The 25,661-nt window shown below is 68.4% G+C and carries 23 protein-coding genes; 15 read left to right on the plus strand and 8 right to left on the minus strand.

What is annotated here, in order from left to right; all coding sequences use genetic code 11:
* The first annotated feature begins 26 nt into the window (after positions 1 to 26).
* The 3 genes from ribA (at position 27) to AC5P6E_RS02520 (ending at position 3,274) form a co-directional block, all read left to right on the plus strand.
* Entirely contained in the window at positions 27 to 1,163 is a 1,137-nt protein-coding gene (gene ribA, locus AC5P6E_RS02510) for a GTP cyclohydrolase II RibA (protein ID WP_143994293.1), read from the plus strand.
* A gap of 75 nt (positions 1,164 to 1,238) precedes the next feature.
* A complete protein-coding gene (locus AC5P6E_RS02515; RefSeq protein ID WP_043397520.1) occupies positions 1,239 to 1,739 on the plus strand; it encodes a PH domain-containing protein in 501 nt (166 codons plus the stop codon).
* Positions 1,736 to 3,274: a PH domain-containing protein gene (locus AC5P6E_RS02520; RefSeq protein ID WP_053443573.1), complete on the plus strand. Its 1,539-nt coding sequence runs from the start codon at positions 1,736 to 1,738 to the stop codon at positions 3,272 to 3,274. Before AC5P6E_RS02515 ends, AC5P6E_RS02520 begins: the two co-directional genes overlap by 4 nt.
* A gap of 113 nt (positions 3,275 to 3,387) precedes the next feature.
* On the opposite strand, the gene AC5P6E_RS02525 is transcribed toward AC5P6E_RS02520, so the two are convergent.
* Positions 3,388 to 4,446 (minus strand): CDP-glycerol glycerophosphotransferase family protein, encoded by a 1,059-nt coding sequence (locus tag AC5P6E_RS02525; RefSeq protein ID WP_224329417.1) that lies wholly within the window; start codon positions 4,444 to 4,446, stop codon positions 3,388 to 3,390.
* Between AC5P6E_RS02525 and AC5P6E_RS02530 the strand changes: the two genes are divergently transcribed.
* Positions 4,445 to 5,263, plus strand: a complete 819-nt coding sequence (locus tag AC5P6E_RS02530) for a glycosyltransferase family 2 protein (RefSeq protein WP_100446813.1) — start codon at positions 4,445 to 4,447, stop codon at positions 5,261 to 5,263. The genes AC5P6E_RS02525 and AC5P6E_RS02530 overlap by 2 nt on opposite strands.
* Positions 5,264 to 5,306: 43 nt before the next feature.
* On the plus strand, positions 5,307 to 6,428 hold the full coding sequence (locus tag AC5P6E_RS02535; protein ID WP_043397511.1) for a glycosyltransferase family 4 protein: 1,122 nt from the start codon (positions 5,307 to 5,309) through the stop codon (positions 6,426 to 6,428).
* A gap of 18 nt (positions 6,429 to 6,446) precedes the next feature.
* Here the strand turns inward: AC5P6E_RS02535 and AC5P6E_RS02540 are convergent, their stop codons facing one another.
* The 4 genes from AC5P6E_RS02540 to def form a co-directional block, all read right to left on the minus strand.
* Complete coding sequence (locus AC5P6E_RS02540; RefSeq protein ID WP_248854044.1) at positions 6,447 to 8,168, minus strand: ArnT family glycosyltransferase; 1,722 nt, start codon at positions 8,166 to 8,168, stop codon at positions 6,447 to 6,449.
* A 23-nt stretch (positions 8,169 to 8,191) separates the two neighbouring features.
* Positions 8,192 to 9,523, minus strand: a complete 1,332-nt coding sequence (gene rsmB / locus AC5P6E_RS02545; RefSeq protein WP_010481181.1) for a 16S rRNA (cytosine(967)-C(5))-methyltransferase RsmB — start codon at positions 9,521 to 9,523, stop codon at positions 8,192 to 8,194.
* A gap of 3 nt (positions 9,524 to 9,526) precedes the next feature.
* Positions 9,527 to 10,450 (minus strand): methionyl-tRNA formyltransferase, encoded by a 924-nt coding sequence (fmt, locus tag AC5P6E_RS02550; protein ID WP_010481179.1) that lies wholly within the window; start codon positions 10,448 to 10,450, stop codon positions 9,527 to 9,529.
* A 120-nt stretch (positions 10,451 to 10,570) separates the two neighbouring features.
* Positions 10,571 to 11,083, minus strand: a complete 513-nt coding sequence (gene def / locus AC5P6E_RS02555) for a peptide deformylase (protein ID WP_010481177.1) — start codon at positions 11,081 to 11,083, stop codon at positions 10,571 to 10,573.
* A 126-nt stretch (positions 11,084 to 11,209) separates the two neighbouring features.
* On the opposite strand from def, the gene AC5P6E_RS02560 reads away from it, so the two are divergent.
* The 9 genes from AC5P6E_RS02560 to AC5P6E_RS02600 all read left to right on the plus strand — a co-directional run bounded on the left by AC5P6E_RS02560 (position 11,210) and on the right by AC5P6E_RS02600 (position 20,775).
* Positions 11,210 to 12,343: a LysM peptidoglycan-binding domain-containing protein gene (locus AC5P6E_RS02560; RefSeq protein WP_010481176.1), complete on the plus strand. Its 1,134-nt coding sequence runs from the start codon at positions 11,210 to 11,212 to the stop codon at positions 12,341 to 12,343.
* Between the two features lie 130 nt (positions 12,344 to 12,473).
* Positions 12,474 to 13,601, plus strand: coding sequence for a DNA-processing protein DprA (dprA, locus tag AC5P6E_RS02565; RefSeq protein ID WP_312719554.1), 1,128 nt, complete (start codon positions 12,474 to 12,476; stop codon positions 13,599 to 13,601).
* Positions 13,602 to 13,644: 43 nt separating this feature from the next.
* Positions 13,645 to 14,118: a DUF494 family protein gene (locus AC5P6E_RS02570; RefSeq protein ID WP_005411195.1), complete on the plus strand. Its 474-nt coding sequence runs from the start codon at positions 13,645 to 13,647 to the stop codon at positions 14,116 to 14,118.
* A gap of 39 nt (positions 14,119 to 14,157) precedes the next feature.
* Complete coding sequence (locus AC5P6E_RS02575; RefSeq protein ID WP_019338922.1) at positions 14,158 to 14,916, plus strand: pilin; 759 nt, start codon at positions 14,158 to 14,160, stop codon at positions 14,914 to 14,916.
* Positions 14,917 to 14,965: 49 nt separating this feature from the next.
* Positions 14,966 to 15,898, plus strand: coding sequence for an RDD family protein (locus tag AC5P6E_RS02580; protein WP_019338923.1), 933 nt, complete (start codon positions 14,966 to 14,968; stop codon positions 15,896 to 15,898).
* Positions 15,899 to 16,091: 193 nt separating this feature from the next.
* The gene (locus tag AC5P6E_RS02585; protein WP_019338924.1) at positions 16,092 to 18,578 is read left to right on the plus strand and encodes a DNA topoisomerase I; all 2,487 of its coding nucleotides are present in this window, start codon (positions 16,092 to 16,094) and stop codon (positions 18,576 to 18,578) included.
* Positions 18,579 to 18,675: 97 nt separating this feature from the next.
* Complete coding sequence (gene tsaC / locus AC5P6E_RS02590; RefSeq protein ID WP_019338925.1) at positions 18,676 to 19,266, plus strand: L-threonylcarbamoyladenylate synthase type 1 TsaC; 591 nt, start codon at positions 18,676 to 18,678, stop codon at positions 19,264 to 19,266.
* Positions 19,267 to 19,309: 43 nt separating this feature from the next.
* Positions 19,310 to 19,993 carry a DUF4124 domain-containing protein gene (locus AC5P6E_RS02595; protein WP_019338926.1) on the plus strand — a complete coding sequence of 228 codons (684 nt, stop codon included), beginning with the start codon at positions 19,310 to 19,312 and terminating at the stop codon, positions 19,991 to 19,993.
* Positions 19,994 to 20,028: 35 nt separating this feature from the next.
* Positions 20,029 to 20,775, plus strand: a complete 747-nt coding sequence (locus AC5P6E_RS02600; protein ID WP_029550904.1) for a hypothetical protein — start codon at positions 20,029 to 20,031, stop codon at positions 20,773 to 20,775.
* Between the two features lie 115 nt (positions 20,776 to 20,890).
* On the opposite strand, the gene AC5P6E_RS02605 is transcribed toward AC5P6E_RS02600, so the two are convergent.
* Positions 20,891 to 21,667 (minus strand): SDR family oxidoreductase, encoded by a 777-nt coding sequence (locus AC5P6E_RS02605; protein ID WP_010481164.1) that lies wholly within the window; start codon positions 21,665 to 21,667, stop codon positions 20,891 to 20,893.
* Between the two features lie 111 nt (positions 21,668 to 21,778).
* On the opposite strand from AC5P6E_RS02605, the gene AC5P6E_RS02610 reads away from it, so the two are divergent.
* Positions 21,779 to 21,991 (plus strand): hypothetical protein, encoded by a 213-nt coding sequence (locus AC5P6E_RS02610; RefSeq protein ID WP_019338928.1) that lies wholly within the window; start codon positions 21,779 to 21,781, stop codon positions 21,989 to 21,991.
* A gap of 73 nt (positions 21,992 to 22,064) precedes the next feature.
* Here the strand turns inward: AC5P6E_RS02610 and sppA are convergent, their stop codons facing one another.
* Entirely contained in the window at positions 22,065 to 23,987 is a 1,923-nt protein-coding gene (sppA, locus tag AC5P6E_RS02615) for a signal peptide peptidase SppA (protein WP_019338929.1), read from the minus strand.
* Between the two features lie 116 nt (positions 23,988 to 24,103).
* Positions 24,104 to 25,468, minus strand: coding sequence for an MATE family efflux transporter (locus AC5P6E_RS02620; protein WP_010481157.1), 1,365 nt, complete (start codon positions 25,466 to 25,468; stop codon positions 24,104 to 24,106).
* Between the last annotated feature and the right edge of the window lie 193 nt (positions 25,469 to 25,661).

A 25,661-nucleotide genomic window follows, 5' to 3' on the forward strand; every position in this document is an offset into this window, starting at 1 on the left:
ACGCCGGCGCCCCCATAGAGACTGCGATGTCCGCCTCCCCCGGTCCTGCCATGCCTGCTGCTTCTTCCCTGTTCGGCGATCCGGCCGCGATCCGCTGCGAGCGCGCGGTTTCCGAACTGCGTGCCGGTCGCCCGGTGCTGCTCCACGATGGCCAGGGCCAGCGCCTGGCGGTGATCGCGCTGGACAGCGCCACGGCCAGCAGCTTCGCTGCCTTCGCCAATGCCGCCCACGAGCGGCATTACCTGTTCCTGACCGCCACCCGCGCCCGCGTGCTTGGCGTGGAGGCCCCGCAAGGTGCGCGCCTGCCGCTGGCCGGTGTTGCCTTCGACGCCCTGCCCTCGCTGGGCTATCTGCGCGAACCGGGCCCGATGCCGGACGGCTGGAGTGCCGGTGACGCCTTCGATGCAGGCGCCGTGGAACTGGCCCGCCTTGGCCTGTTGCTGCCGGCCATGGTGGCGGTGCGCCTGGACGCCGAAGACCGCACCTTCGATGGCGCTTCCGAGGTGGCGCTGTGCGACCTCGCCGAAGGCGCAGCACATGCGGCCCACGACTACGAACTGGTGGCGCGTTCACCGGTGCCGTTGCGCGACGTCGGCATGACCACGTTCGCGGTGTTCCGCGGCGGCGTCGCCCAGCGTGACCAGGTCGCGATCGTCGTCGGCGAACCCGACCTGTCGGCGGTGGTGCCGGTGCGCGTGCACTCCTCGTGCCTGACCGGTGACCTGTTCGGCTCGCTCAAGTGCGACTGCGGCGACCAGCTGCGGCGCGGCCTGCGCAAGCTGAAGGAACTGGGGGGCGGCGTGCTGCTGTACCTGGACCAGGAAGGCCGTGGCACCGGCATCGCAGCCAAGATGCGCGCCTACGGCTACCAGCACGACGGCCTGGACACCATCGACGCCGACGCACAGCTGGGCTTCGGTGCCGACGAGCGCCGCTACGGCAGCGCGGTGGCCATGCTGCGTGGCCTGGGCATTTCGCGCGTGGCCCTGCTCAGCAACAACCCGACCAAGGCGCAGCGCCTGCGCAATGCCGGCATCGAAGTGCTGGACTGCATTCCGGTCACCGGCGAAATCACCGCCGAGAACGAACACTACCTGCGCACCAAGGCCGATCGTGCCGGCCACATGCTGGATGTGGACGCGCTGATCCAGGCTGCCCAGTAACGCAGCCGACCTGCTACCGTCTGCGCGGTGCGGCCACGGCCGCCACCGCCCGCCCTGCCACCTGACGGAGCCCGCGTGACCGACGTTCCCCTTACTGCTCCGCCCACCGATGCCTGGCAGTCGCTGCCGCGCCGCGCCTCGCGGCTGGCCGCACTGGAAGGTGCCTTCGGTGGCCTGTTTGTGCCAGGCCTGCCGCTGGCCGCTGCATGGTGGTTCTTCGATCTGCCCGGTGGCGTATGGGTCGCAGCCCTCGGGCTGCTGGTGGGGGCTGCATGTGGTGCGTGGCTCGGCCACCGCCGCCTGGTCCGCACCCGTTGGCGGCTGGACGCACAGGGCCTGGGCCTGCGACGAGACCTGATGTGGCAGCTGGAAACGCGCATTCCCCTGTCGCGCGTGCAGCACCTGGACCTGCGCCGCGGGCCACTGGAACGCCGCGCCGGTCTGGCCACGCTGATCGTGCACACCGCCGGCACCCGCATGAGCGCGGTGACCGTCAGCGGCCTGGACGAGGCGGATGCCGAGCGCCTGCGCGACACCCTGTCCCATCAGCTCGACCAGGACGCCGACGCCCTGTGAGCCTGCCACCACCTCTGCCTGCAGCGCTGCCCACCGGTGGCGAGGACCACCGCCTGCATCCGTGGTCATGGTTGTTCGTACTGTTGATGCAGCTGCGCCATTACTTCCTGCCGCTGGTCGCGCTGCTGGTGTTCGGCCAGCGGGGTGACCGCGACCCGATGTGGGCGCAGCTGATTCCGCTGACGGCGATTGCCGCACTGGTACTGGTGTCGGTGCTGCAGTACCTCAGCTACCGCTACCGCATCGGCAGCGATGCGATTACCGTGCGCAGCGGTCTGCTGGCGCGCAACCGGCGCGAGATTCCGTTTGCGCGCATCCACAACGTGGAGGTCCGGCAGAACCCGCTGCACCGCCTGTTCGGTGTGGCCGAGCTGCGCCTGGAATCGGCCGGCGGCGTGCGTCCAGAAGCCGAAATGCGGGTGCTGAAGCTGGACCAGGCGCTGGCGCTGGAACGACTGGTGCGCCAGCGCGGGCAGGCGCCGCAGGCCGCCGACGTTGTCGCCGCCGCCTCGATCACCGAGGCCGACACCGAACAGGTACTGCTGCGCCTGTCGAGCTGGGACGTGGTGCGCATGGGGCTGCTCTCCAACCGTGGCTGGGCGCTGGCGATCGCCGCGTTCGGTGTCCTGTTCCAGACCGTCCCGCGGCCGGTGATGGACGATGCCCTCCAGCGCGGTGGCCGCGAGGCCTTCGGCTACGCCAGCCACCTGCACCCCGGCGTGGCCGGCGCGTTCCTGCTGCTGGCTGCGGCTCTGTTGCTGGGCTGGCTGGCGCTGCGCGTGTTGTCGGTGGTGCTGACCCTGCTGCGCTACCACGGCTTCACCCTCAGCGAGCAGGATCGCCGCCTGACCGTTTCGGCTGGCCTGCTCAGCCGCACCCGCAGCAGCGTGGCGCGCCGGCGCATCCAGGCCTGGACGCTGCGCGAAGGTACGTTGCAGCGCTGGTTCGGTCTGCGCCAGCTGCGCATCGACAGCGCCGCCGGTGGCCCTGCGCGCGATGAGGACCGCGCCCTGCGCGAACTGGCACCGCTGGCGTCAAGTACGCGTTGCGAGCAGCTGGTGCAGCACCTGCTGCCACAGTTGCAGTGGCCACCCGCGCAGTGGCAGTCCATTCCGCAGCGCGGCTGGTGGCGGCTGTGCCTGGGCGCGCTGCTGCTGGTGCCGCTGCTGGCTGCGGCCGCGTACTGGCGCTGGGGCCCATGGGGCCTGCTGGTGCTTGCGTGGCTGCCGGTGGCGCTGCTGGTCGCGCACCGGCAGATGGCGCGCATGGGCTGGTCCCTGGACGAGCACTATGTGGCGGTGCGCGGCGGCTGGTGGAAGCGCTGGTGGCGCTGGGCCGAGCTGGACAAGGTGCAGGGCCTGCGCCTGCAGCGCTCGCCGCTGGACAGGCTGCTGGGCACCAGCAGCCTGCAGCTGGATACCGCCGGCGCGCATGGCGATGTGGCGCTGACCCTGCACCATCTGCCGCAGGCACAGGCGCAACAAGTGATGGAGCAGCTGGCCGCAGCACTCGCGCGGCGCAAGCTGCGCTGGTGACGGCGGGGCCGGATCCCGGCCGCGCATCCACGCATGGCGTGGATCTACTGTAGCGCCGAGCCCATGCTCGGCTTGACGCAGCCGAGCATGGGCTCGGCGCTACATCACCCCCGTTACCGCTGCGAGGGGCCCCAATAGCCCAGGTCCTTGCGGATCTGCAGATCGCGCACCCAGCTGCCGAACGGCTTGCGCCGCAGCGCGCCCATTTCACCCGACAGGAAATCCTCGGTGGCCGCGATCACGCGCTCGCTGGACAGGCCATCGCGGTACGGGTGGATGGCATCGGCGTAGCGCACGATTTCCGCCTGCAGCGCCGCGTCCGGGTGCAGCGCGCGCTGCAGCATCGCCTGCAGCTGCGCAGGATCATCGAAGTCGATCATGTGCGGCTTGGGCACGCGGTTGCGGAAAGTCACCACTGGCTTGTGCTGGACAATGAACTCCGAAACGATCGACGAGGTATCCGATACCAGCACATCGGCGGCGCGCTGTGCGGCCATCACCTGCTCGGGCTCGATGAAGCGGGCATTGGCACCGGCCAGCGCGCGGTAGCGTTCGAACAGTTCCGGCGGGCACTTCGGGTGCAGGGTCAGCAGCCAGTAGTGATCACCAGCAGCGATATCGGCGGCGATCTGCGCGTGCAGGTGCGGGGCCGCGCTCAACCGTTCAGTGAAGGTCGAGCCGAACAGGATCACCGGGCGCTCGCCGGCCGGAGCACGCAACGCGGCGCTCTCGCCACCGTCATCGCGGAACAGCGGGTCCAGCTTCGGCCAGCCGGTCTCTGCCACCGCGAAATGGCCATGCAGGACAGCGATCTCGCGGAACGGCGCAGTGGTGGCCGGCCCCTGCGTGCAGTACAGGTCGAACATGCCGCGCACCCGGAAGTGGCCGCGCGCACTGTCCCGCTTTTCCACGTTGAAGCCATGGAACAGCTGCACCTTGGCCCCCGAAAGGAACGTCGGCACCCAGTTGGCCGCGCTGAATACCGCCCGCGGACGCATCGCCAGGGCCTGCTTCAGGCCAATGTTGGGCACCCCCGGCAGGCTGCTGCCGGCCGCTCCGCCCTCGAACCAGGCGGCCACCTCCTGCCCGGACGCGTGCAAGGCCTGCGCCAACGGGGCGAGAATAGGCAGCGCATAGCGCTCCGTCGCAAACAACAGGTACCCGGCCATCATGTCCTCCACGACCGCTCCCATCGAACGGCCTTGCATCTCGGCGTGCATTATCGCGTTCAACGAGGCCGGGCGCATCGGCGACTGCCTGGCCTCGCTGGCCTTCTGCGATGAGATTGTGGTGGTGGACTCGCAGTCCACTGACGCCACCGTAGCCATCGCCGAGGCCGCCGGCGCCCGCGTGCTGCAGCGCCGGTTCGAGGGCTTCCGCAGCCAGAAGGCGTTCTGCGTCGAGCAGGCCAGCCATGACTGGGTGCTGTGCCTGGATGCCGATGAACGGATCAGCCCGGAACTGCGCGCGGCCATCGAACAGGCCCGCGACGGCGGCTTCAGCGGCCACGCCGGCTACCGATTCGCCCGCCTCTCGGAGTATTTCGGCAGGTTCCTGCGCCACGGCAACGCCTATCCGGACCGGGTGATGCGGCTGTTCGACCGCCGCCAGGGCGGCTGGCGCGGCAAGCGCGAGATCCACGAGGCGGCCAGCGTCGACGGCAGCGTCGGTACGCTGCGCGGCGACCTGATCCACTACCCGTACCGGTCATTGCAGCAGCAGCTGGCCAAGACCGAGAAGTATGCGCGGATGATGGCCGAGCACGAGTTCGCACGGGGCAAGCGGGCCACCCTGGGCAAGCTGGTACTGGCGCCGGCCTGGCGGTTCTGGCGCGGCTTCCTGTTCCGTGGCGGCTTCCGCGATGGCTGGCATGGCCTGGTCTACGCCTACGTACGCGCCAACTACGTGCGGCAGAAGACCATCATGCTGTGGATGCTGGGCAATGGACAGGCGGTGGCCGATCCGGCGCCTTCCGCGGACCGGCCGTGACCACGCTGTGTCACACTTCGCGGGCGTTGCCTGAAGATCCCCCATGAAAATCCTGTACACCAACTTCCACTATGGCGACGGTGGCGGCCACACCACGTACATCGTCTCGTTGGCGCGTGCGTTGCACGGCCAGCACACGCTCCATGTCGCCGCGCCGGCCGACAGCCGGCTGCTGCGGACCATGGCCGATGAAGGCCTTGCCCGCACACTGCCGATTGCGTTCGGCAGCGGCCTGCCAACGCTGCCCCGGCAGCTGGCCGAACAGCGTGCACTGCGCAGGCTGGTGCGCGATGAAGGCATCGACCTGATCCACGTCAACGGTGCGCGCGACCACCGCTTCGTGATGCAGGGGCTGCTTGGCATGCGCCGCCCGCCGATCGTGCTGACCAAGCACAACAGCAAACCCACCGACACCTTCGGCAATGTGCTGCGCGCGCGCTGGGCCACCGATCGGCTGATCGCAGTCTCGGCCGACACCAAGCGCCTGCTGGAACAGGGCCCATACCGTCGCTGCCCGATCGACGTGGTCCGCAACGGCGTGGACCTGGAGCGCTACTCGCCACAGCCGGCCGGCACCGGCAGCGCGCTGCGCCAGCAATGGACGCAGGATCCACAGGCGCTGGTGCTGGTCAGCAATGCCGGCACCGACGATTACAAGGGCTGGATCGACCTGGCCCAGGCCATCGCGCGGCTGCCCGATGCGGTACGCCCGCACGTGCACATGGCCGTGGCCGGCCACCTGCCCACCGCGCAGCAGCGCGAACAGGTGCAGGCGCTGGGCGAGGTGGCCGCGCAGGTGCACTTCACCGGCCTGCTGGCCGATACCCGCGTACTGATCGCGGCCGGCGATGCTGGCTTCGTGCTGTCCCATGACGTCGAGACGATCTCCTTCGCCTGCCGCGAGATGATGGCCAGCGCCAAGCCGATGCTGGTCAGCGATTACGCGGGCCTGCCGGAAAACATCGAACAAGGCGTCGATGGCTGGGTCGTTGCCACCCGCGACATCGACGCCATCGCCGCACAGGTGCAGGCGCTGTACGCACAGCGCGATGCGCTGCCGGAACATGGCCGGGCAGCACGCCGCCATGCACAGCGGGAGTTCGGCCTGCAGACATTCGCCGACGCCACGCTGGCCAGCTACCACGCCGCCCTGGCCAGCCCCTGAGCCAGGTTGCCCGAACGCTCAATCGGTGATGCCGGGCCCCTGCAGGCGGCGCTCGTGCTCGAGTTCCGCCGCCGACGGCCGGCAGGTGCCGGCGACCGCGTCGGCAGGCACCAGCCACCAGCGGCGACGATTGGAAATGCCCGCCATTTCGGCCTGCGCACGATCAATGCAGGCCTGCATCGCATCTTCGTTCACCAGCAGCCAGCGGTGCTGCGGAACCAGCCGCTGCCAGCGCACGGCTGCCTGCAGCTGTTGATGCCAACGCGCTTCGAATCCAAAGGTGGCCGCAGGACGATCGGCCATCAGCAGGTTCTGCTCTTTCCATGCCACCAGTCCCAGCTCGGCCTGCGGGCCGATGCGTGCGCTGACCTCGCGCATCAGGCCACGGGCCGAGCTGGAATCGTTCAACACCGGATAACCGACCAGGCTGTACAGCACCCAGACCCCGGCCAGAGTAGCGACCAGGGCAACGTGCCTGCGCCGGCGCCCGCACACCCACAGGCTCAAGGCCGACCAGGCCGCCATCGCCAGCGCCGCCCAGGCCAACGCATCGGTGGCACCGGGAAGCAACCCGCGGCCATGGGTAAGGCGCACTTCGAAATCCGGATCACCCAGCAGCGCCAGCGCACCGACCAGGCCCAGCGCCAGTGCCAGCAACGCGGTGAATGCGCCCAGCACACGCTGCACATCGCGCCGCCTCAGCAGCCCCGGCAGCAACGGCGCCAACGCCAGGCAGAACATCGGCAATGCCGGCAGGATGTAGACGTCGCGCTTGCCGTGCGGAATGGAGAAGAACAGCACGACCAGCAGCCACCAGGCCAACGGCAGCAGGTAGCGCGCATCGCGCCGGCGCAGCCGCCGGAACCAGGCCGGAAGCGCCCACGGCAGCAGCAGGAACGCGGGGATCCACATCGACGGCATGATCGCCAGGAAGTACCACCACGGCTGGTGATGGTCCCAGGACTGCGTATAGCGCCGTGCCGTCTGCCGGAACAGGATGTCGTCGATGTAGGCGCGGTACGGCTCCGAGCCGGTGGCCAGGCCGGCCAGCAGCATCGGCACCAGCCACAACGACACCGCCAGCAGGAAGGCCAGCGGTGCCAGCCAGAAGCGTAGGTCACGCACGTGCAGGCTCACCCGCGGCCAATGCAGCATGGATGCGACTGCGGCCGGCACGATCATCATCAGCGCCAGCACGCCTACGCCCTTGGTGATCACCCCGATGCCGGCGAAGAACCAGCCCATCCACCACCAGCGCCAGGCCGGGCCCAGCAGCAGATGGCGCAGCAGGCCGTAGTTGGCCAGGGTGATGAACAGCACCACCAGCGGATCGATCTGCGCCTTCTTCGCCTGGAAGGTGAAGTGCAGCGCGAACAGCAGTGCCCAACCCGCGTACAGCCCCACCTGCCGCGTCCACAGGCGGCGGCCGAGATCGACCACGCACCACAGCGTGCCCAGCGCGGCCAGCAGCGAGGGCAGCAGGAACGCCATCCGCCAGTGGCCGACCAGGCTGTACAGCGCGGCCTGCCACCACATCAGCATCGGCGGCTTGTCCGAATAGAGTTCGGGGCCGCGATGCGGGAACAACCAGTAACCACTGTCGACCATCTGCTTGGCCACCAGCGCGAAACGTGGCTCATCCGATGGCCACGGATCACGGAGGCCCAGGCCGGCCCCCAGCACCAGCAGGGCCATCACCACCAACAACCACGTCTGGCGCGACGCGTGGGTTTTCAGCATGGGACTCGAAACGGCAGCGGGGGTCAGGCTGCTTTTAACAGACGCGCGTAGAAGAAACCGTCAGCATCGTTTTCACCCGGCAGCCGCTGGCGTGCCACCCCTTCGCAATCGACGCCGAACGCGTCGCCCAGTGGCTGCGCCACGGCATCCGGATGCCACTTCAGGAACGCGCGCACCTGATCGATGTTCTCGGCGCGCAGGATCGAACAGGTGGCATACAGCAGCACGCCACCCGGGCGCAGCATCGACCAGCAGGCTTCCAGCAGGCGCGCCTGCACGCCAACCAGTGCATCGATATCTTCAGCGCGACGGTGGAACATCACATCCGGCTGGCGGCGGATCACGCCAGTCGCCGAGCACGGCGCATCCAGCAGGATCGCGTCGAACGGCACGCCATCCCACCAGGCACCGGGATCACTGGCATCGGCAGCCAGGGTCTGCGCATGTTCGCCCACGCCGGTGCGGGTGTAGGTATCGCGTGCGCGGGCCAGACGGCGCGCGTCGATATCCAGCGCCAGCAGGCGCAGGCTGGGGTCGCGCTCCAGCAGGTGCGCCGACTTGCCGCCGGGTGCCGCGCAGGCGTCCAGCACGCGGGCACCGGCCACCGGGGCCAGCGCATCGGCCGCACACTGCGCCGACAGGTCCTGCACCGAGATCGCGCCCTCGGCGAAGCCGGGCAGCTGATTCACGGCAACCGGAGAGGCCAGGCGCAACGCGTCGGCGCTGAGCGGACTGGCTTCCGCGGCGATGCCGGCTTCGGCCAGCGCTGCCAGTGCCTTGTCACGGCCGCCCTGCTGGCGGTTGGCGCGCAACCACAGTGGCGCCGGTTGCAGGCTGGCGCTGAAGATCGCGTCGGCCTGCGCCGGCCAATCGCGTTCCACAGCATCGGCCAGCCATTCCGGGAAGGCATCGCGCGCGGGCTGTTCCGGGAAACCTTCGCGCTGCGCGCGGCGCAGGATCGCATTGACCAGGCCTGCCTGGCGCTCACGGCCCAGTGCACGCGCGGCATCAACCGTGGCCGACAGCGCCGCGTGCGCCGGCAGCTCGAGCACGTCCAGCTGGGCGAACCCGACCATCAGCAGCGTGCGCAGGTCGGCATCACGCGCCGACAGCGGCTTCTGCATCCACGACTGCAGCGCCGCGTCATAGGTGCTGCGACGACGCAGGACGGCAAAACACAGGGCTTCCAGCAGCGCGCGGTCGCGGCTGTCGGCCAGCTTCGGCAGCGCCCAGGCCAGCTCGGCCTTCAGCGAACGGCCACGGGTGAACACCTGTGCCAGCACACGTGCGGCCAGCATGCGCGTGGCCGCGCCCGGCGCCGCCTTGGCGACGGAGAAATCGTTCTGCTTCGACACCGCTTATGCCCCCACGCGCAGATCGCGGCGGGCGTTGAGGTAGTCGGCCGCAGTAATCGCCTTGCCACCTTCCCGCTGCAGCACTCGCAGGCGCAGCGCGCCCTGGCCACAGGCGATGTCGATGCCATCGCGGCTGGCGGCCAGTACGGTGCCCGGTGCCTGGCCGTGGTCCGCCTCCAGCGCCACCGCACCATGGATGCGCACGCGTTCACCGGCCAGCGTCGCCTCGGCGATCGGCCACGGATTGAACGCGCGCACGGTTCGCGCCAGCGCGCCGGCGTCCTGCGCCCAATCCAGCTTCGCTTCGGCCTTGTCCAGCTTGTGCGCGTAGGTCACGCCCTGCTCCGGCTGCGGCCGCGCGATCGGCTTGATGCCGGCACGCAGCAGGCCCAGGCCATCGGACAGCACCTGTGCGCCCAGCTCGGCCAGCTTGTCATGCAGCTGGCCACCGGTATCGGTGGCCGCGATCGGCAGTTCCTGGTGCAGCAGCACCGGGCCGGTGTCCAGGCCGGCCTCCATCTGCATCAGGCAGACGCCGGTCTTGGCGTCGCCGGCCTGGATCGCGCGCTGGATCGGCGCGGCACCGCGCCAGCGCGGCAGCAGCGAGGCATGCACGTTCCAGCAGCCGTGGGTCGGAATGGCCAGCACCGCCTTGGGCAGGATCAGGCCATAGGCCACTACCACCATCAGATCCGGCTGCAGGTCGCGCAGCTGCTGCTGGGCGGCCGCGTCCTTCAGCGACTCCGGCTGGTAGACCGGAATGCCACGGGCCACGGCTTCCAGCTTGACCGGCGACGGCGCCAGGCCACGGCCACGGCCGGCCGGACGATCAGGCTGGGTGTAGACGGCCACGACCTCATGATGGCGCGCAGCCGCGCGCAGCGATGACACCGCGAATTCCGGCGTACCGGCAAAGACAATCCTCATGGCTACCCCACTTGCAGGATGGATTCGTGCAGGAAAGAAAACGGCGCCGTCGGCCGGCGCCGTACAGCCCGCGCGTGCCGCGCAGGCGCGGGCCACCCGAAGGGTGGCCCGGATTGGCGATCACGCCACGTGCTTGCGCTGCTTGGCCAGCTTCTTGCGCACCATCTCGCGCTTGAGCGGCGACAGATAGTCGATGAACAGCTTGCCGTCCAGGTGATCCATCTCATGCTGGATGCAGGTGGCCAGCACTTCGCCGGCTTCCATCTGCTGTTCCTGGCCGTTGCGGTCCAGGTACTTCACGGTGATGGTATCGGCACGGGTGACGTCAGCGAAGATGCCCGGAACCGACAGGCAGCCTTCCTGGTACACCCGGCCCCCGTCCTTGGCGACGATTTCCGGGTTGATGAACACATGCGGTTCATTCTTTTCTTCGCTGACGTCGATGACCATGAAGCGCTTGTGCACGTCCACCTGGGTGGCGGCCAGGCCGATGCCCGGGGCGTCGTACATGGTCAGGAACATGTTGTCGATCAGTTCCTGGAAGGCCGGCGTGGTGACTTCGGCGGCTTCGATCAACGCAGCCTTGGTACGCAGGCGCGGATCGGGGAACTCGAGAATGGGGAGAAGGGCCATGGCTGTTTCCGGATAGGGGGCCGGCACGCCGGCATACGTCGCAGATTCTAGCTCCAACGCTTGCCTTGCGCCCCGGTTTCTGGACTATAGTGCGCGAACCTGTTGGGGAATCAGGGCTTCACACCTATGTTGCTTCGTTTTCGTACGGTCGTCGCCGCGGCGATGCTGACCGTGGCTGCCTATGCTACCGCCGTGGAAGTGAATGGCGGGCACCCGGACACCTATGTGGTCCGAAAAGGGGATACGTTGTGGGATATCGCCGCACGTTTCCTGCAGAAGCCGTGGCTGTGGCCGGAGATCTGGCAGGCCAATCCGCAGATCGCCAATCCGCACCTGATCTATCCCGGTGACGTGCTCAGCCTGGCCTATCTGGACCGGGTGACCGTCGCTGCCAAGCCCGGCCCGCGCCAGGAAGCCCCGATCGATGCCATTCCGCTGGCCCAGGTCGAGCCGTTCCTGAAGCAGCTGAGCGTGGTCGACAGCATCGAGCAGCTGCCCTACGTGGCCGGCCTGGAGGAAGAACGCCTGCGCGTCACCAGCGGCAGCGCGGTGTACGTACGCCTGGCTGACGCCCAGCTGGGCCAGCGCTGGGCCGTGGTCCGCCCGACCGTGCGCTATGCCCAGCCCAAGCCGACCGAGGACCTGACCGCCAACGGCGACGTCACCCCGGGCAGCGGCAACCTGTGGCGGGCCTACAACGCCCCCAACCACCGCCGCGGCGTGCTCGGCTATGAGCTGGCCCAGGTCGCCACCGGCACCATCACCCATGTCGCCGGCGGCAAGGTCGAGGCGTCCACCCTGGTGCTGGACAAGAACGAGGGCGGCCGCGAGGTGCGTGCCGGCGACCGCCTGGTCCCGGTCGAGGCCAAGCCGTACGACCTGCAGTTCATTCCCCATGTCCCGGCCGCCGGTGTGGAGGGCGTCGACGTGCGCGTGCTGGCCGTCACCGACATGTTCACCGCCGCCGGCCCGCGCGATGTGATCGCGATCTCGGCAGGCCGCGCGCAGGGCGTGGACAACGGCACCGTGTTCTCGTTGTGGCGCCCAGGCCGCCACGTGGCGCACCGCATGAAGTACCCGACCTCGTCGCGCATGGACGATTCGCTCAGCACCGGCGCAGGCCGGGTCTCGCTGCCGGACGAATACGCCGCGCACGCCATGGTGTTCCGTACCTTCGACAACGTCAGCTACGCGCTGGTGATGCAGGGCGTGAAGCCGGTGCGCGTGGGGTTCAACGCACTGCACCCGGACGCGAAGTAGCCATCGCCAGGCGGCCCGGCCACTGCGTGTAGTGCCGGCCTCTGGCGGGCAGGCACCTCCGGCAAAGTCTGACAGCCACATGCGAAGGCGCCCTAGGGCGCCTTTGTTGTATGCGCTCGATAGTGGGGGGATGACCAACCCAACTGACGAGGCGCTGCTGCGCCTGTTGATGGCAGGCGGCGCGCTGGCACCACGTCGGGCGCTGCTGGAGGCCGCAGGCAATGCGGAAATCGCGATCGCGCAGGGCACCGCGAACTGGCGCGCCCACGGCTGCACGCCAGAGCAGTGCGCCGCACTGGAACGCCCGGACGCCCGGGCCTCGGCCGTGGCACGGCGCTGGCTGGAAGACGACAACCAGCACCTGCTGGCCTTCACCGATCCGGCATTCCCCCCGGCCCTGCTGAATGTCCCCAACCCACCCCTTGCGCTGTTCATCGCCGGTGACCCCAGCCTGGCCTGGCGCCCGTCGGTGGCGCTGGTCGGCAGCCGCTCGCCAACGCCGGGCGGACGCGCGCTGGCAGCCCGCTTTGCCGGCTGTTTCGTCGAAGCCGGACTGACGGTGACCAGCGGCCTGGCGGCGGGCATCGACGCCGCCGCCCACCAGGCGACACTCGACGCCGGTGGTTGCACCGTGGCGGTCATCGGCACCGGCCCGGACCGGGCCTACCCGGACAGCCACGCCCGCCTGCAGGCCCGGATCGCTACCGAAGGCGCGGTGCTCAGCGAGTACCTGCCAGGCACGCCGGCACGCCCCGGCCACTTTCCCGCCCGCAACCGGCTGGTGGCCGGGCTGGCACTGGCGACGGTGGTGGTCGAGGCCGCCCAGCGCTCCGGCGCCCTGATCACCGCACGCCTGGCTGCCGAAGCCGGCCGCGAGGTCTGCGCCCTGCCCGGCTCGGTGCTCAATCCACGCGCGGCGGGCTGCCATCGGCTGATCCGTGAGGGTGCTGCATTGGTCGAGCGCCCGGAGGAGGTCCTGGAACTGCTGGCCCCCGCCCTCCGCCAGCAGCTGCCGGGCTTGCAATCACGGTTGGCCACCCCCACTGAACAGGCACCGCCGGTACTCCTGCCGGCGCGCTGGGCCGACGACCCTGACTACCAGTGCTTGTGGCGGGCCCTGGACCACAACCCAAGCAGTATGGATTCACTGATCACGCGCTGTGGATTGACGGCGCCCCAGGTGTCCTCCATGCTGCTGGCCATGGAACTGGCGGGAATCGTGGTGTGCGTACACGGCCGCTACTGTCGAACTCCCTAGTTTCTTCACCTCCACAGCGTCGCGCGACGCAGGCCGAGGGGCAATGAAAGAGAGCATCCTGGACGTACTGCTGTACCTGTTTGAACACTATTTCAGCGAAGATGCGGACCTGATCCGTGACCGCGATTCGCTCCAGAACGGCCTGATCCAGGCCGGTTTCAGCCCAACCGAGATCAACAAGGCATTCGACTGGCTCGATGCCCTGGCCGCGCAGCGGCCGAGCGTGGCCCAGGCACGGGTCGATGGCCCCGTGCGCGTCTACCACGGTCCCGAGCTGGACAAGCTGGACGTGGAATGCCGCGGCTTCCTGCTGTACCTGGAACAGCACGGCATCCTCGACGCCGACCAGCGCGAGCTGGTGCTGGACCGGGCGATGGCCCTGGACCAGGACGAACTGGACCTGGACGACCTGAAGTGGGTCGTACTGATGGTGCTGTTCAACCAGCCTGGCTCCGAGGCGGCGTATGCCTGGATGGAGACGCAGATGTTCATGGACGAGCCAGAACCCCTGCACTGACCGTACACTTGGGGGCATAGCGCATTCAGGAGCGTCCCCGTGAGCGAGTGGTTCCATGCAGAAGGCAACCGGCAGCAGGGTCCGCTGCCAGCGGAACAGTTGGTCGAGTTGTTCCGCAACAACCAGATCTCCCTGGACACCCTGGTCTGGCGCGACGGCCTGCCGCAATGGCAGCCGTTGCGCACCGTGGTCGACGAACTCGGCCTGATCGTGCCGGCGCTGGACGCTGCCACGCCACCCGTGGAACCCGAGCCCGAACCGGAACCGGTGGCACCGCCTCCGCCGCAGCCGCCGGTACTGCCGCCGTCCACCCCCTACACCACCAGTGCATCGGCCACCGCCCTGCCGGCGCCGAAGAAGAAGCTGTCCGGTTGCGCACTGACCGCCATCATCGGCGGCGGCCTGCTGCTGGTGCTGGTACCGATCGTGGCCATCCTGGCCGCCATCGCGCTGCCTGCCTACAACGACTACACCGTGCGCGCCAAGGTCGCCGGCGCAGTGACCGCACTGCAGCCGTTGAAGGACCAGGTGCAGCATTTCGCCGATGACGAAGGCCGTTGCCCCGGTGCCAACGACGCCGGCTTCCCGGCCCCGGGTGACTTCGCCCATGCAGGGCTGTCGGCGGTGAACATCGGTCGCTTCAACAACGGCCACTGTGGCATCGAAGCCACCCTGGCGCTGCCCGGCAAGAGCCTCGATGGCGACCTGCTGTGGCTGGAATACGATCGCGACAGCGGCCGCTGGGAATGCAGTGGCGAAAGCAACGACAAGTACCTGCCGCCGTCGTGCCGCGGCTGAGCCACGCGCACGCCAGCACCTCCAAGGATGATTCAACAGGGAACATGCAATGACTGAGTGGTACTACGCCGAAGGACAGCAACGCCAGGGCCCGCTGCCGGTCCAGGAGATCCGCCAGCGCTTCCAGCGTGGCCAGCTCAACCTGGACACCCTGGTCTGGCGCGAGGGCATGGCCCAGTGGGCTGCACTGCGCCAGGTGGTCGACGAGCTCGGCCTGCAGACGCTGGCCGATGCCAGCACTGCCACCAGCAGCGGCGGCTTCGACCTGCGTGGCGACTATGCCGCCATCGACAACGGCAGCGCCCCGCTGCCCGGCACCGGCGCACTCAGCAGCTCGCCATACAGCGCTCCAGCCGCCGCCGGCGGCGGTGGCCACGCACAGCCGGTGGTTGGCGGTGAAGTGGTCTACGCGGGCTTCTGGAAGCGCGTGGCGGCCTACATGATCGACTACTTCGTGCTGGTCATCCCCGGCAGCATCATCGGTGCCATCCTCGGTGCGATCCTCGGCGCCAGCATGGGCGCGGTGGGCAGTGGCGAATCGGCCATCGAGATCGTGGCGCAGCTGGCCAGTGCCCTGATCAACCTCTGCATCGGCATGGCCTACTACACCTGGTTCCACGCCTCGCAGGGCGGCGCCACGCTGGGCAAGATGGCGGTCGGCATCAAGGTCGTGCGCGGCAACGGCGAGCGCCTGACCAAGGCGCGCGCATTTGGCCGCTACTGGGCCATGCTGCTGAGCAGCTTCACCCTCGGCATCGGTTTCCTGATGGCGGCCTTCACCGAGCGCAAGCAGGGCCTGCACGACATGATCTGCGACACCCTGGTAGTCGACCGCTGGGCCTACACCGACCAGCCGCAGCTGCAGCGCCGCGAGCTGGGCACGGTGACCGTGCTGGTGCTCGTGCTGACCGGCCTGCTGTCGCTGGCGGGCCTGGTCCTGCTGGTGTTCGCGGTCGGCTTCATCGCCAAGATGGCCTCATGAACGGCCATCCTCACGCCTGGCTGCTTGACATGGGCTGGCCGGGCGTGATTCCTCTAATAAGGTGAAACCTGAACGCCCGGCACATTACCGGGCGTTCAGTTTATGGATTTGCCCGTGGCCGCTTCACTAATGCGGCCGTTTGCTCCACCCTAGCGGCCCCTCTCCCCCGGTCCGCCCACAGACCTTTCCTGACATGCCCAAGCACCTGCTCATCGTCGAATCGCCGGCCAAGGCCAAGACGATCAACAAATACCTCGGCAAGGACTACACGGTCCTGGCCTCGTATGGGCACGTGCGCGACCTGATCCCGAAGGAAGGCGCGGTCGACCCGGACAACGGGTTCGCCATGCACTACGACGTGATCGACAAGAACGAGAAGCACGTCGATGCGATCGCCAAGGCCGCCAAGGGCGCCGACGACATCCTGCTGGCCACCGACCCGGATCGCGAGGGTGAGGCGATCAGCTGGCACATCGCCGAAATCCTGAAGGAACGCGGGCTGGTCAAGGACAAGCCGATGCAGCGCGTGGTGTTCACCGAGATCACCCCGCGCGCCATCAAGGAAGCGATCAGCCAGCCGCGCGCGATCGCCAGCGACCTGGTCGATGCCCAGCAGGCGCGCCGCGCGCTGGACTACCTGGTCGGCTTCAACCTGTCGCCGGTGCTGTGGCGCAAGGTCCAGCGCGGCCTGTCCGCCGGCCGCGTGCAGAGCCCGGCACTGCGCATGATCGTCGAGCGCGAGGAAGAGATCGAAGCCTTCATCGCCCGCGAATACTGGTCGATCGCCGCCGAGTGCGCACACCCGTCGCAGCACTTCAACGCCAAGCTGATCAAGCTGGACGGGCAGAAGTTCGAGCAGTTCACCATCACCGATGGCGACACCGCTGAAGCAGCGCGCATGCGCATCCAGCAGGCCGCGCAGGGCTCGCTGCATGTCACCGATGTGGCCAGCAAGGAGCGCAAGCGCCGCCCGGCGCCGCCGTTCACCACCTCCACCCTGCAGCAGGAAGCCTCACGCAAGCTCGGCTTCACCACCCGCAAGACCATGCAGGTGGCGCAGAAGCTGTATGAAGGCGTGGCCATCGGCGACGAAGGCACCGTCGGCCTGATCTCGTACATGCGTACCGACTCGGTGAACCTGTCGCAGGACGCGCTGGCCGAGATCCGCGATGTGATCGCCCGCGACTACGGCATCGCCTCGCTGCCGGACCAGCCGAACACCTACCAGACCAAGTCCAAGAACGCCCAGGAAGCGCACGAAGCGGTGCGCCCGACCTCGGCGCTGCGCACGCCGGCCCAGGTCGCACGCTTCCTCACCGACGACGAGCGCCGCCTGTACGAGCTGATCTGGAAGCGTGCGGTGGCCTGCCAGATGATCCCGGCCACGCTCAACACCGTCAGCGTCGACCTCTCGGCCGGCAGCGAGCACGTGTTCCGTGCCAGCGGCACCACCGTGGTGGTGCCCGGCTTCCTGGCCGTGTACGAAGAAGGCAAGGACAACAAGAGCGCCGAGGACGAGGACGAAGGCCGCAAGCTGCCGGCGATGAAGCCCGGCGACCGCGTGCCGCTGGAACGCATCCAGGCCGAACAGCATTTCACCCAGCCGCCGCCGCGCTACACCGAAGCGGCGCTGGTGAAGGCGCTGGAAGAGTACGGCATCGGCCGTCCCTCGACCTACGCTTCGATCATCCAGACCCTGCTGTTCCGCAAGTACGTGGAAATGGAAGGCCGCAGCTTCCGCCCGTCCGACGTCGGCCGCGCAGTGTCCAAGTTCCTGTCCAGCCACTTCACCCGGTACGTGGACTACGACTTCACCGCCAAGCTCGAAGACGAGCTCGACGCCGTCTCGCGTGGCGAAGAAGAGTGGATCCCGCTGATGGCCCGCTTCTGGGAGCCGTTCAAGGAGCTGGTGGAAGACAAGAAGGAATCGGTCGACCGTGCCGAGGCCAGTGGCGCGCGCGAGCTCGGCACCGACCCGAAGACCGGCAAGCCGGTCAGTGTGCGCCTGGGCCGCTTCGGGCCGTACGCCGCCATCGGCAGCACCGCCGAAGATGCCGAAGAAAAGCCCAAGTTCGCCTCGCTGCGCCCCGGCCAGTCGATGCACACCATCTCCCTGGAAGACGCGCTGGAGCTGTTCCTGATGCCGCGCGCGCTGGGTGAGGACAAGGGCGAGCCGGTCAGCGTCGGCATCGGCCGCTTCGGCCCGTTTGCCAAGCGCGGCAGCACCTATGCCTCGCTGAAGAAGGAAGACGACCCGTACACCATCGACCTGGCCCGCGCCGTGTTCCTGATCGAAGAGAAGGAAGAGATCGCGCGCAACCGGATCATCAAGGAATTCGAGGGCAGCGACATCCAGGTGCTGAACGGCCGTTTCGGCCCGTACATCAGCGACGGCAAGATGAACGGCAAGATCCCCAAGGATCGCGAGCCGGCATCGCTGACCCTGGCCGAAGTGCAGCAGCTGATGGAAGAAACCGGCAAGCCGGTGCGCAAGGGCTTTGGCGCCAAGAAGGCCGCCGCGAAGAAGGCCCCGGCCAAGAAAGCAGCGGTGAAGAAGGAAGCGGCGCCAAAGAAGGCCGCTGCAAAGAAAGCGCCTGCCAAGAAGGCCCCGGCCAAGAAAGCAGTAAAGAAGGCCGCCGCCAAGAAGGCCCCGGCGAAGAAGGCCGCTGCAAAGAAGTAGATCCACGCCGTGCGTGGATGAGGGGCAAGGTGTGCGGACCAACGGTCCGCACCTACCGTCCGCGCCGACCACCCCTTCTGCACGCAGCCGGGGGATAATGAAGGCCCACGCCGGGCCGGTCGCCGCCATGAAAGAACTCACCCTGGACTCTGCTGTCGCCACGCTCCGCGCGGGCGGCGTGATCGCCTACCCGACCGAAGCGGTCTGGGGCCTGGGCTGTGATCCCTCGCACGAAGCTGCGGTGCACATGGTGCTGCGGCTGAAGCAGCGCCCGATCGAAAAAGGCATGATCCTGGTCGCGGCCGAGCTGGCGCAGCTGGAAGGCTGGGTGCGCCTGCAGGCGCTGCCCGACGCCCGCCAGCGCGCAGTACTGGCCAGCTGGCCCGGCGCCAACACCTGGATCCTGCCCGCCGGCCCGCGCGCGCAGCCCTGGGTCACCGGCGAACACAGCGGGATTGCGGTGCGCATCAGCGCACACCCGCTGGTGGCCGAACTCTGCCGCGCCTGGGGTGGCCCGCTGGTCTCCACCAGCGCCAATCTGGCCGGCGAACCACCGGCGCGCAGCCGCGAAGAGCTGGATCCCCGCCTGCTGCGCCTGCTTGACGGCATCCTTGACGGACAGACCGGTGGCCTGGCCCAACCCACCCCCATACGCGACGCGCTCAGCGGCAACGTGCTGCGCTCCTGAGCTGCCGATTGCACTGCCGCGGACAATCACGCACGCTGCCGCCATGAGCCTGCTCCGCGCCACCTTCAGCCTGTGCCTGCTGCTGCCGTGGACGTCGTCCGCCGCCGGGGCCGAGGACGTGCGGGTGTACCGCTGCGTTGCCAGCAACGGCGCCGTTGCCCTGCAGGACACGCCCTGCAACAGCGGCCGCCAGCAGGTACGCGACCTGCAGCGCCCGCGCGATCCCGCTCCACGGGTGGTACGCAGTGATGCCACGCCTCCGCCGCCCAGCGAACCCCCGGTCATCCGCGAGCGCGAAGTCCGCCACGTCTACATCCAGCCGCCGCAGCCGATGTACGAATGCGTGAGCGAGGATGGACGCCGCTATACCAGCGACAACAACGAAGGCAATCCGCGCTGGGTGCCGCTGTGGACCAGTGTCTGGCTGCCACACGGCCATCGGGGCCCGGCCTACCCGGGTCCGCGCCCGGCCATCGGCACGCCGATCGGCGAAGGCGCGGGTTATCGCCCTCCCTCGATCGGCATGGGCGTGCAGGTCCCGGCCGGCAGCGTGCTGGTTCGCGACAGCTGCCATGCGTTGCCGCCGCAGGAAGTCTGCGCGCGACTGAGTGACCGCCGCTGGGAGCTGGATCGCCGTTACAACAGCGCACTGCAGAGTGAACGCACCGCCATCAGCAACGAACAGCGCGGCATCGATGCGCGCCTGTCGCGCGATTGCGAACGCTGAGCGCAGCAGGCCGTCGCAGCCTGTACGCTGTGCGCATGAACCGAGTGATCTGGCTGCTTCTGGTGCTGCTGCCTGAAAGCGCGTTGGCCGAAGAGGGCGTGATCTACCGCTGTACCTCCAGCAGCAGTGACGTCCCTACCCTGCAGCGCACGCCGTGCCCCACCGGCAGCAAGCAGCAGGTGCTGCGCATACCCGACCCGGCCAACTCGCAGCCGGCCGCCGCTGCACCTGTGGCGGCCGAACCTGCACCCGCCCCTGTCGAAACACCCGCGCCGGTGCCGGCCGGAGCGGCCGTTGCCCCTGCGGCCCCAGCGAAACCACGACGCGCGGATGAAGGACGCACGATCATGGAAGCAGGCATGGTCGAACACGAAGGAGACGACCAGATCCTCGACAGCGCGACGCTGCGGCGCGATGCCGAAGCCCGCGCCACCGCAGGTGACGGTCCACCGAAGCCGCCGCTTCCTCCGATCTTCCAGTGCACCGACAGCCAGGGCGGCGGCTACCTGTACGAGTACGAGGCCGCGCCCGGCCGCTGCGAGCTGATGACGGTACAGGGCCTTGGTGGAGTGACGCCGGTGAATGCCGCCAGCTGTGAAGTGGTGCGCGACCACTGCGAAGCGCTTCCCGAAGCGCAGCGCTGCGGTGGTTGGCAGCAGCGATTCCGCGATGCCCGCGGCCGTGAGCGCTTTGCCGCGCCGGAGAACCGCGATACCGCGCGCGGTGAACGCAAGCGGCTGCAGGACGTGCTCGAAGCCAGCAACTGCCCGGTACCGGGGTGACAGCGGCGGCATGGCCGCACCTGCCCAAGGGGTGGATCTGTTGTAGAGCCGAGCCAGGCTCGGCTGCCGTTGGCGGAGTGCAGCCGAGCAAGGGCTCGGCTCTACAGCAGAGCGATCAGAACCCGTAGCGCAGGAATCCACCATCCACCGCGATGCACTCGCCGGTGACATAGCTGGCCGCCGGCAGGCACAGGAAGCCCACGGCTGCAGCCACTTCCTCCGGCTCGCCGATGCGGCGCATGGGGGTGCGGTTGATCACTTCCTCGTAGTAGTCCGGGTCCGCCAACGGCCCGGACGTGCGCCGCGTGCGGATGTACCACGGCGCCACCGCGTTGACCCGGATGCCATCCTCGGCCCACTCGACGGCCAGGTTGCGGGTCATCTGGTGCATCGCCGCCTTGGTCATGCCGTAGACCACGCCGCTGCGCACATGGGTCAGGCCGGACACGCTGCCGACGTTGACGATGGACGACGACGCGTGGCGGGCCAGCAACGGATGCGCGTAGCGCGACAGCTCGAATGCCGAGAACAGGTTGGTCTCGAAGATCTTCCGCCATTCATCCTCGGAATACTCCGTGGCCGCCTTGGTGACGTTGCCGCCGGCGTTGTTGACCAGGATGTGCAGGCCATCGCTGTGGTCCTCCACCCAGTCCAGGATCTGGCGGCGGTCCTCGTCGTCGGAGACATCGGCAGCCAGTGCATGCACCTGCATCTGCGGATACACGTCCAGCAGTTCGTCGCGCGCCGTCTCCAGCATGTCGATATCACGGCCGACGATCATCAGATCGGCGCCGAAGCCGGCCAGTTCATGCGCGATGGCAAGGCCGATGCCGGCGCTGGCGCCGGTGATCAGGGCGGTCTGGCCGTCCAGGCGCCACCGTTGCTGGGTCATGTGCTCTCCGGGGCCGCGCCCGCTGTGTTTCGATGCGGCAAGGATACGCGCTCACGGCCGCCCCCTGCCGAGGATGCGACACTGCCCGCACGCCCATCACGGAGTGCCGCCATGCGCATCCTGATCCTGTCCACGTCCCTGCTGGCCACCGTGCTGCTGTCCGCTTGCCAGCGCCCGCCCACGCCGAATCCGGAGAAGCCGCCGGAACCGCAGGCCATGGCCCGTGCGATCCAGCAGCCACTGGACCGCGCCAAGCGCGTGCAGAAAACCGTCGATGACGCTGCTGCGAGCGAGCGCAAGGCCGACGCTGACGCCACGCAGTAACCCCGCGAACGAAAACGCCCGGCCAAGGCCGGGCGTTTCCAGTCGATCCACGCCATGCGTGGATGGCTTCCGGTTAGAACCCGCAGAAGCAGTACGCCAGCGCCTTCACCGGCGTGCCGTTGCCCTTCTCGCGGGCCGCGTTCTCGACAAAGCGCAGCTGCGTATCCACTTCCGGCATCGTGCGCGCCAGCACCATCCGCGCCATGCCCGAGTCGGACAGCATCCAGGCACCGGCACGGCTGCCGGCGAAACCGCTGACGAACTGCGCGAACGGCGTTGCCGCCTTCTCGATGTAGCGCACGCGATAGGCATCGGCCTTGCCCAGCTTGGCGCGGCTGGCGGCATCGGCCACGGCATCCTTCAAGCCACCGAAGGCATCGACCAGGCCACGTTCCTTTGCCTGCGCACCGCTCCACACGCGGCCACGGGCCACTTCGTCGACGGCCTCGACCGGCTTCTTGCGGGCGTCGGCGACGCGACCGGTGAAGTCGGCGTAACCCTTGTTGATCACCGACTGGATGACCTGGCCCACAGCCGGATCCATCGGGCGGGTGACATCGAACGCCCCGGCGAAACGGGTGGTGCCGACACCATCGGTGTGCACGCCGATCTTGTCCAGCGCGCGGCTGAAGTTCGGCACCATGCCGAAGATGCCGATCGAACCGGTGATGGTCGACGGATCGGCATAGATGCGATCGGCGTTCATGCTGATCCAGTAGCCACCGGAGGCGGCCAGGTCGCCCATCGACACCACCACCGGCTTGCCGGCGGCCTGCAGGGCCACCACTTCACGGCGGATCTGCTCGGAGGCGAACACTTCACCACCCGGCGAATTGACACGCAGCACCACGGACTTCACGTTCTCATCGTCACGCGCGGCACGCAGCAGCGCCGAGGTCGATTCGCCACCGATGCGGCCGGCCGGGAGATCGCCGCCGCTGATTTCGCCGGCGGCCACCACCACCGCCACCTGCGGACGGTTGTCGACCGGGTTGCGGCGCGCATCAAGCTGGCCCAGGTAGGTGCCGAAGTCGACGTTGCGGAAACCACCGTCGGCATCGTCGTCGGCCACGCCGCGCTCGATCATCAGATCCTCGAATTCCTCGCGGGTCTTCAGTGAAGTCACCAGCTTCTGCTGCAGGGCGAACTTGGCCAGGTCACCACCGGCAGCGGCGATGCCTTCCGGCAGCGTGTCGATGCCGGCGGCCAGCTGTGCCGGGTCCAGGCGACGGGCCTTGGCGATGTCGCCCAGGTAGCGCTGCCACACGTCGTTCATCCAGAACAGGTCGGCTTCCTTGGAGGCCGGCGACGCAGCATCGAGCACGTACGGCTCGGCCGCGGACTTGTACTCGCCCACCTTGAACAGGTGCACGTCCACGCCCAGCTTGTCCTGCAGGCCGGAGCGGAAATACTGCCGGTAGCGGCCCAGGCCCTCGAGCACCACCGACCCCATCGGATCCAGGTAGACCTCGTCGGCCTGCGCGGCCAGCAGGTACTGCGACTGGCCCATGCTCTCGCTGTAAGCCACCAGCTGCTTGCCGGAGGCGCGCAGGTCCTGCAGTGCGGCGGCGACTTCACGCAGCGAGGCGAAGCCCGACGGCTGCAGCTTGTCCAGCTCCAGCACCACGCGTTCGATCTTCTTGTCTTCCTTGGCCGACTCGATCACCCGCAGCAGGTCGCGCAGCTGGATCTCTTCGGCACCGTTGTCGCCCACCGCCTTGGCCAGCGCACGGCTGACTGGATCAGCGCTGAACTGCTCGACCAGGCGGCCTTCCGGCGCGATCACCAGGGTGGTGCGGTCCTGCAGCGATTTGCTGGCACCGGCGCCCATGCCGGCAGCGATGACGAACATCACCAGCAGCAGGAACAGCAGGCCGAAGAACACCAGGTTGAGGATCAACCGGCGGGTGAAGTTCATGACGTCCCACAGCCCGATGAAGAAACTGGCGACGGGGTTGCGACGCGCCGGGGGCAACGGGGGCACGGGTTGATTCATGGAACGCTCCGGATGGCTTCTTGCCGTGGTGCCAGCATAGCCGGTGCCGCGTGATGCGGCATCGGACACAAGTCAGGGGATCGCCCGCCACGGGTCATCGCGGCGGGCGGGGCAAATCAGGACAGTACGGACTGGCCGATGCGCAGGCTGCTGCGCCGCAGGCGCCAGCCCATCAGGATGGCGGCGGCGGTCAGTCCGACGATCAGGCCGATCCACATGCCCTGCGGGCCCATGCCCAGCCCCAGGCCGAGCCCGGCGCCGAGCGGCATGCCCAGGCCCCAGTACGCGAACATGGCGATGAACATCGGCACGCGGGTGTCCTTCAGGCCGCGCAGTGCGCCGGCGGACAGTACCTGGATGCCATCCGGGAACTGGAAGGTGGCCGCGTACAGCAGCAGGGTGGAGGCCAGGCCGGCCACCGCCAGGTCGTTGGTGTAGACACCGACGATGGCATCGTGGCCGAACAGCAGGACCGCCGCCGACAACGTCTGCGTGCCCATGATGATCGCGTAGCCAGCCCACGCCGCACGGCGCACGCCGAAGCCATCGCCACGGCCGACTGCATGGCCGACCCGCACGGTGGTGGCTTCGGCCACGCCCATCGGGATCATGAAGCACAGCTGCGCCACGTTGATCGCGATCTGGTGCGCGGCCGCTTCATTGGCACCGAGGCGGCCGATCAGCAGCGCGGTGACGATGAACAGGCCGCCCTCCATCAGCACGGTGATGCCGATCGGCAGGCCGGTGCGCAGCAGATCCCAGATCGCCTTCCAGCGCGGCCCTTCGAAGTGCGAGAACAGCTGCAGGTGGGCGAAGCGCTTGGTGAACCACAGGTAGGTGGCGAAGGCGATCGCCTGCAGCCACATCATCACCGCCGAGGCGATGCCCAGGCCCTCGGCACCCATTTCCGGGAAGCCCAGCTTGCCGTTGGCCAGCACGTAGCCCATCGGCGCCAGCACCAGCAGGCCGCCGAAGCCGAGCAGCATGGTCGGCAACGTCCAGTGCATGCCCTCGCTCAGATAGCGCATGCAGAAATACAGGGTCAGCGCCGGGCCGCCCCAACGCACCGCATGCAGGAACGCGGTGGCGCCCGGCACGATGTCCGGCGCGATGCCGAAGGCCGGCAGCAGCGGCGGCACCACGGTGAGGAAGGTGAACATGATCAGGCCCAGGCCCAACGCCAGCCACAGTGCCTGGCGGAACAGCGGGCCGATCTCGCGCTCGCGGCCGGCGCCATGCAGCTGCGACACCGAGGCCGTGAGCGAGATCAGGGTGCCGATCGGGATCAGCATCGGCAGCCACAACAGCGCCGTGCCGATGGTCACCGCGGCCAGGGTCGCGGTGGCGTGGTGGCCGGCAATGACGTTGTCGACGAAGGAGATCAGACCGGTGGATACATGCCCGAGCACAAGCGGCAGGGCGAGCAGACCGGTGGCGCCGACTTCCTTGCTGAAGCGCGGCGTGGAGGTTGCAGTAGACATAAGGTGCTTGACGCGAACTGCGGTTGCGCGCGAAGGGCACAGGCACCGGGTTGCGGCCGGTCATCTTACGCGTGCAGCGCGCGCATTCCCATGACATGGCGTGAATGCTGGGTTCCGGCAGGCCCCAGCATCACGCGTTGCGATCGCGTTACGAACAGGAAAGGGGACGGAGGGGATTAAGTCGTTTCCAGCC

Source organism: Stenotrophomonas sp. YJH_SMC_16 (assembly GCF_059367875.1).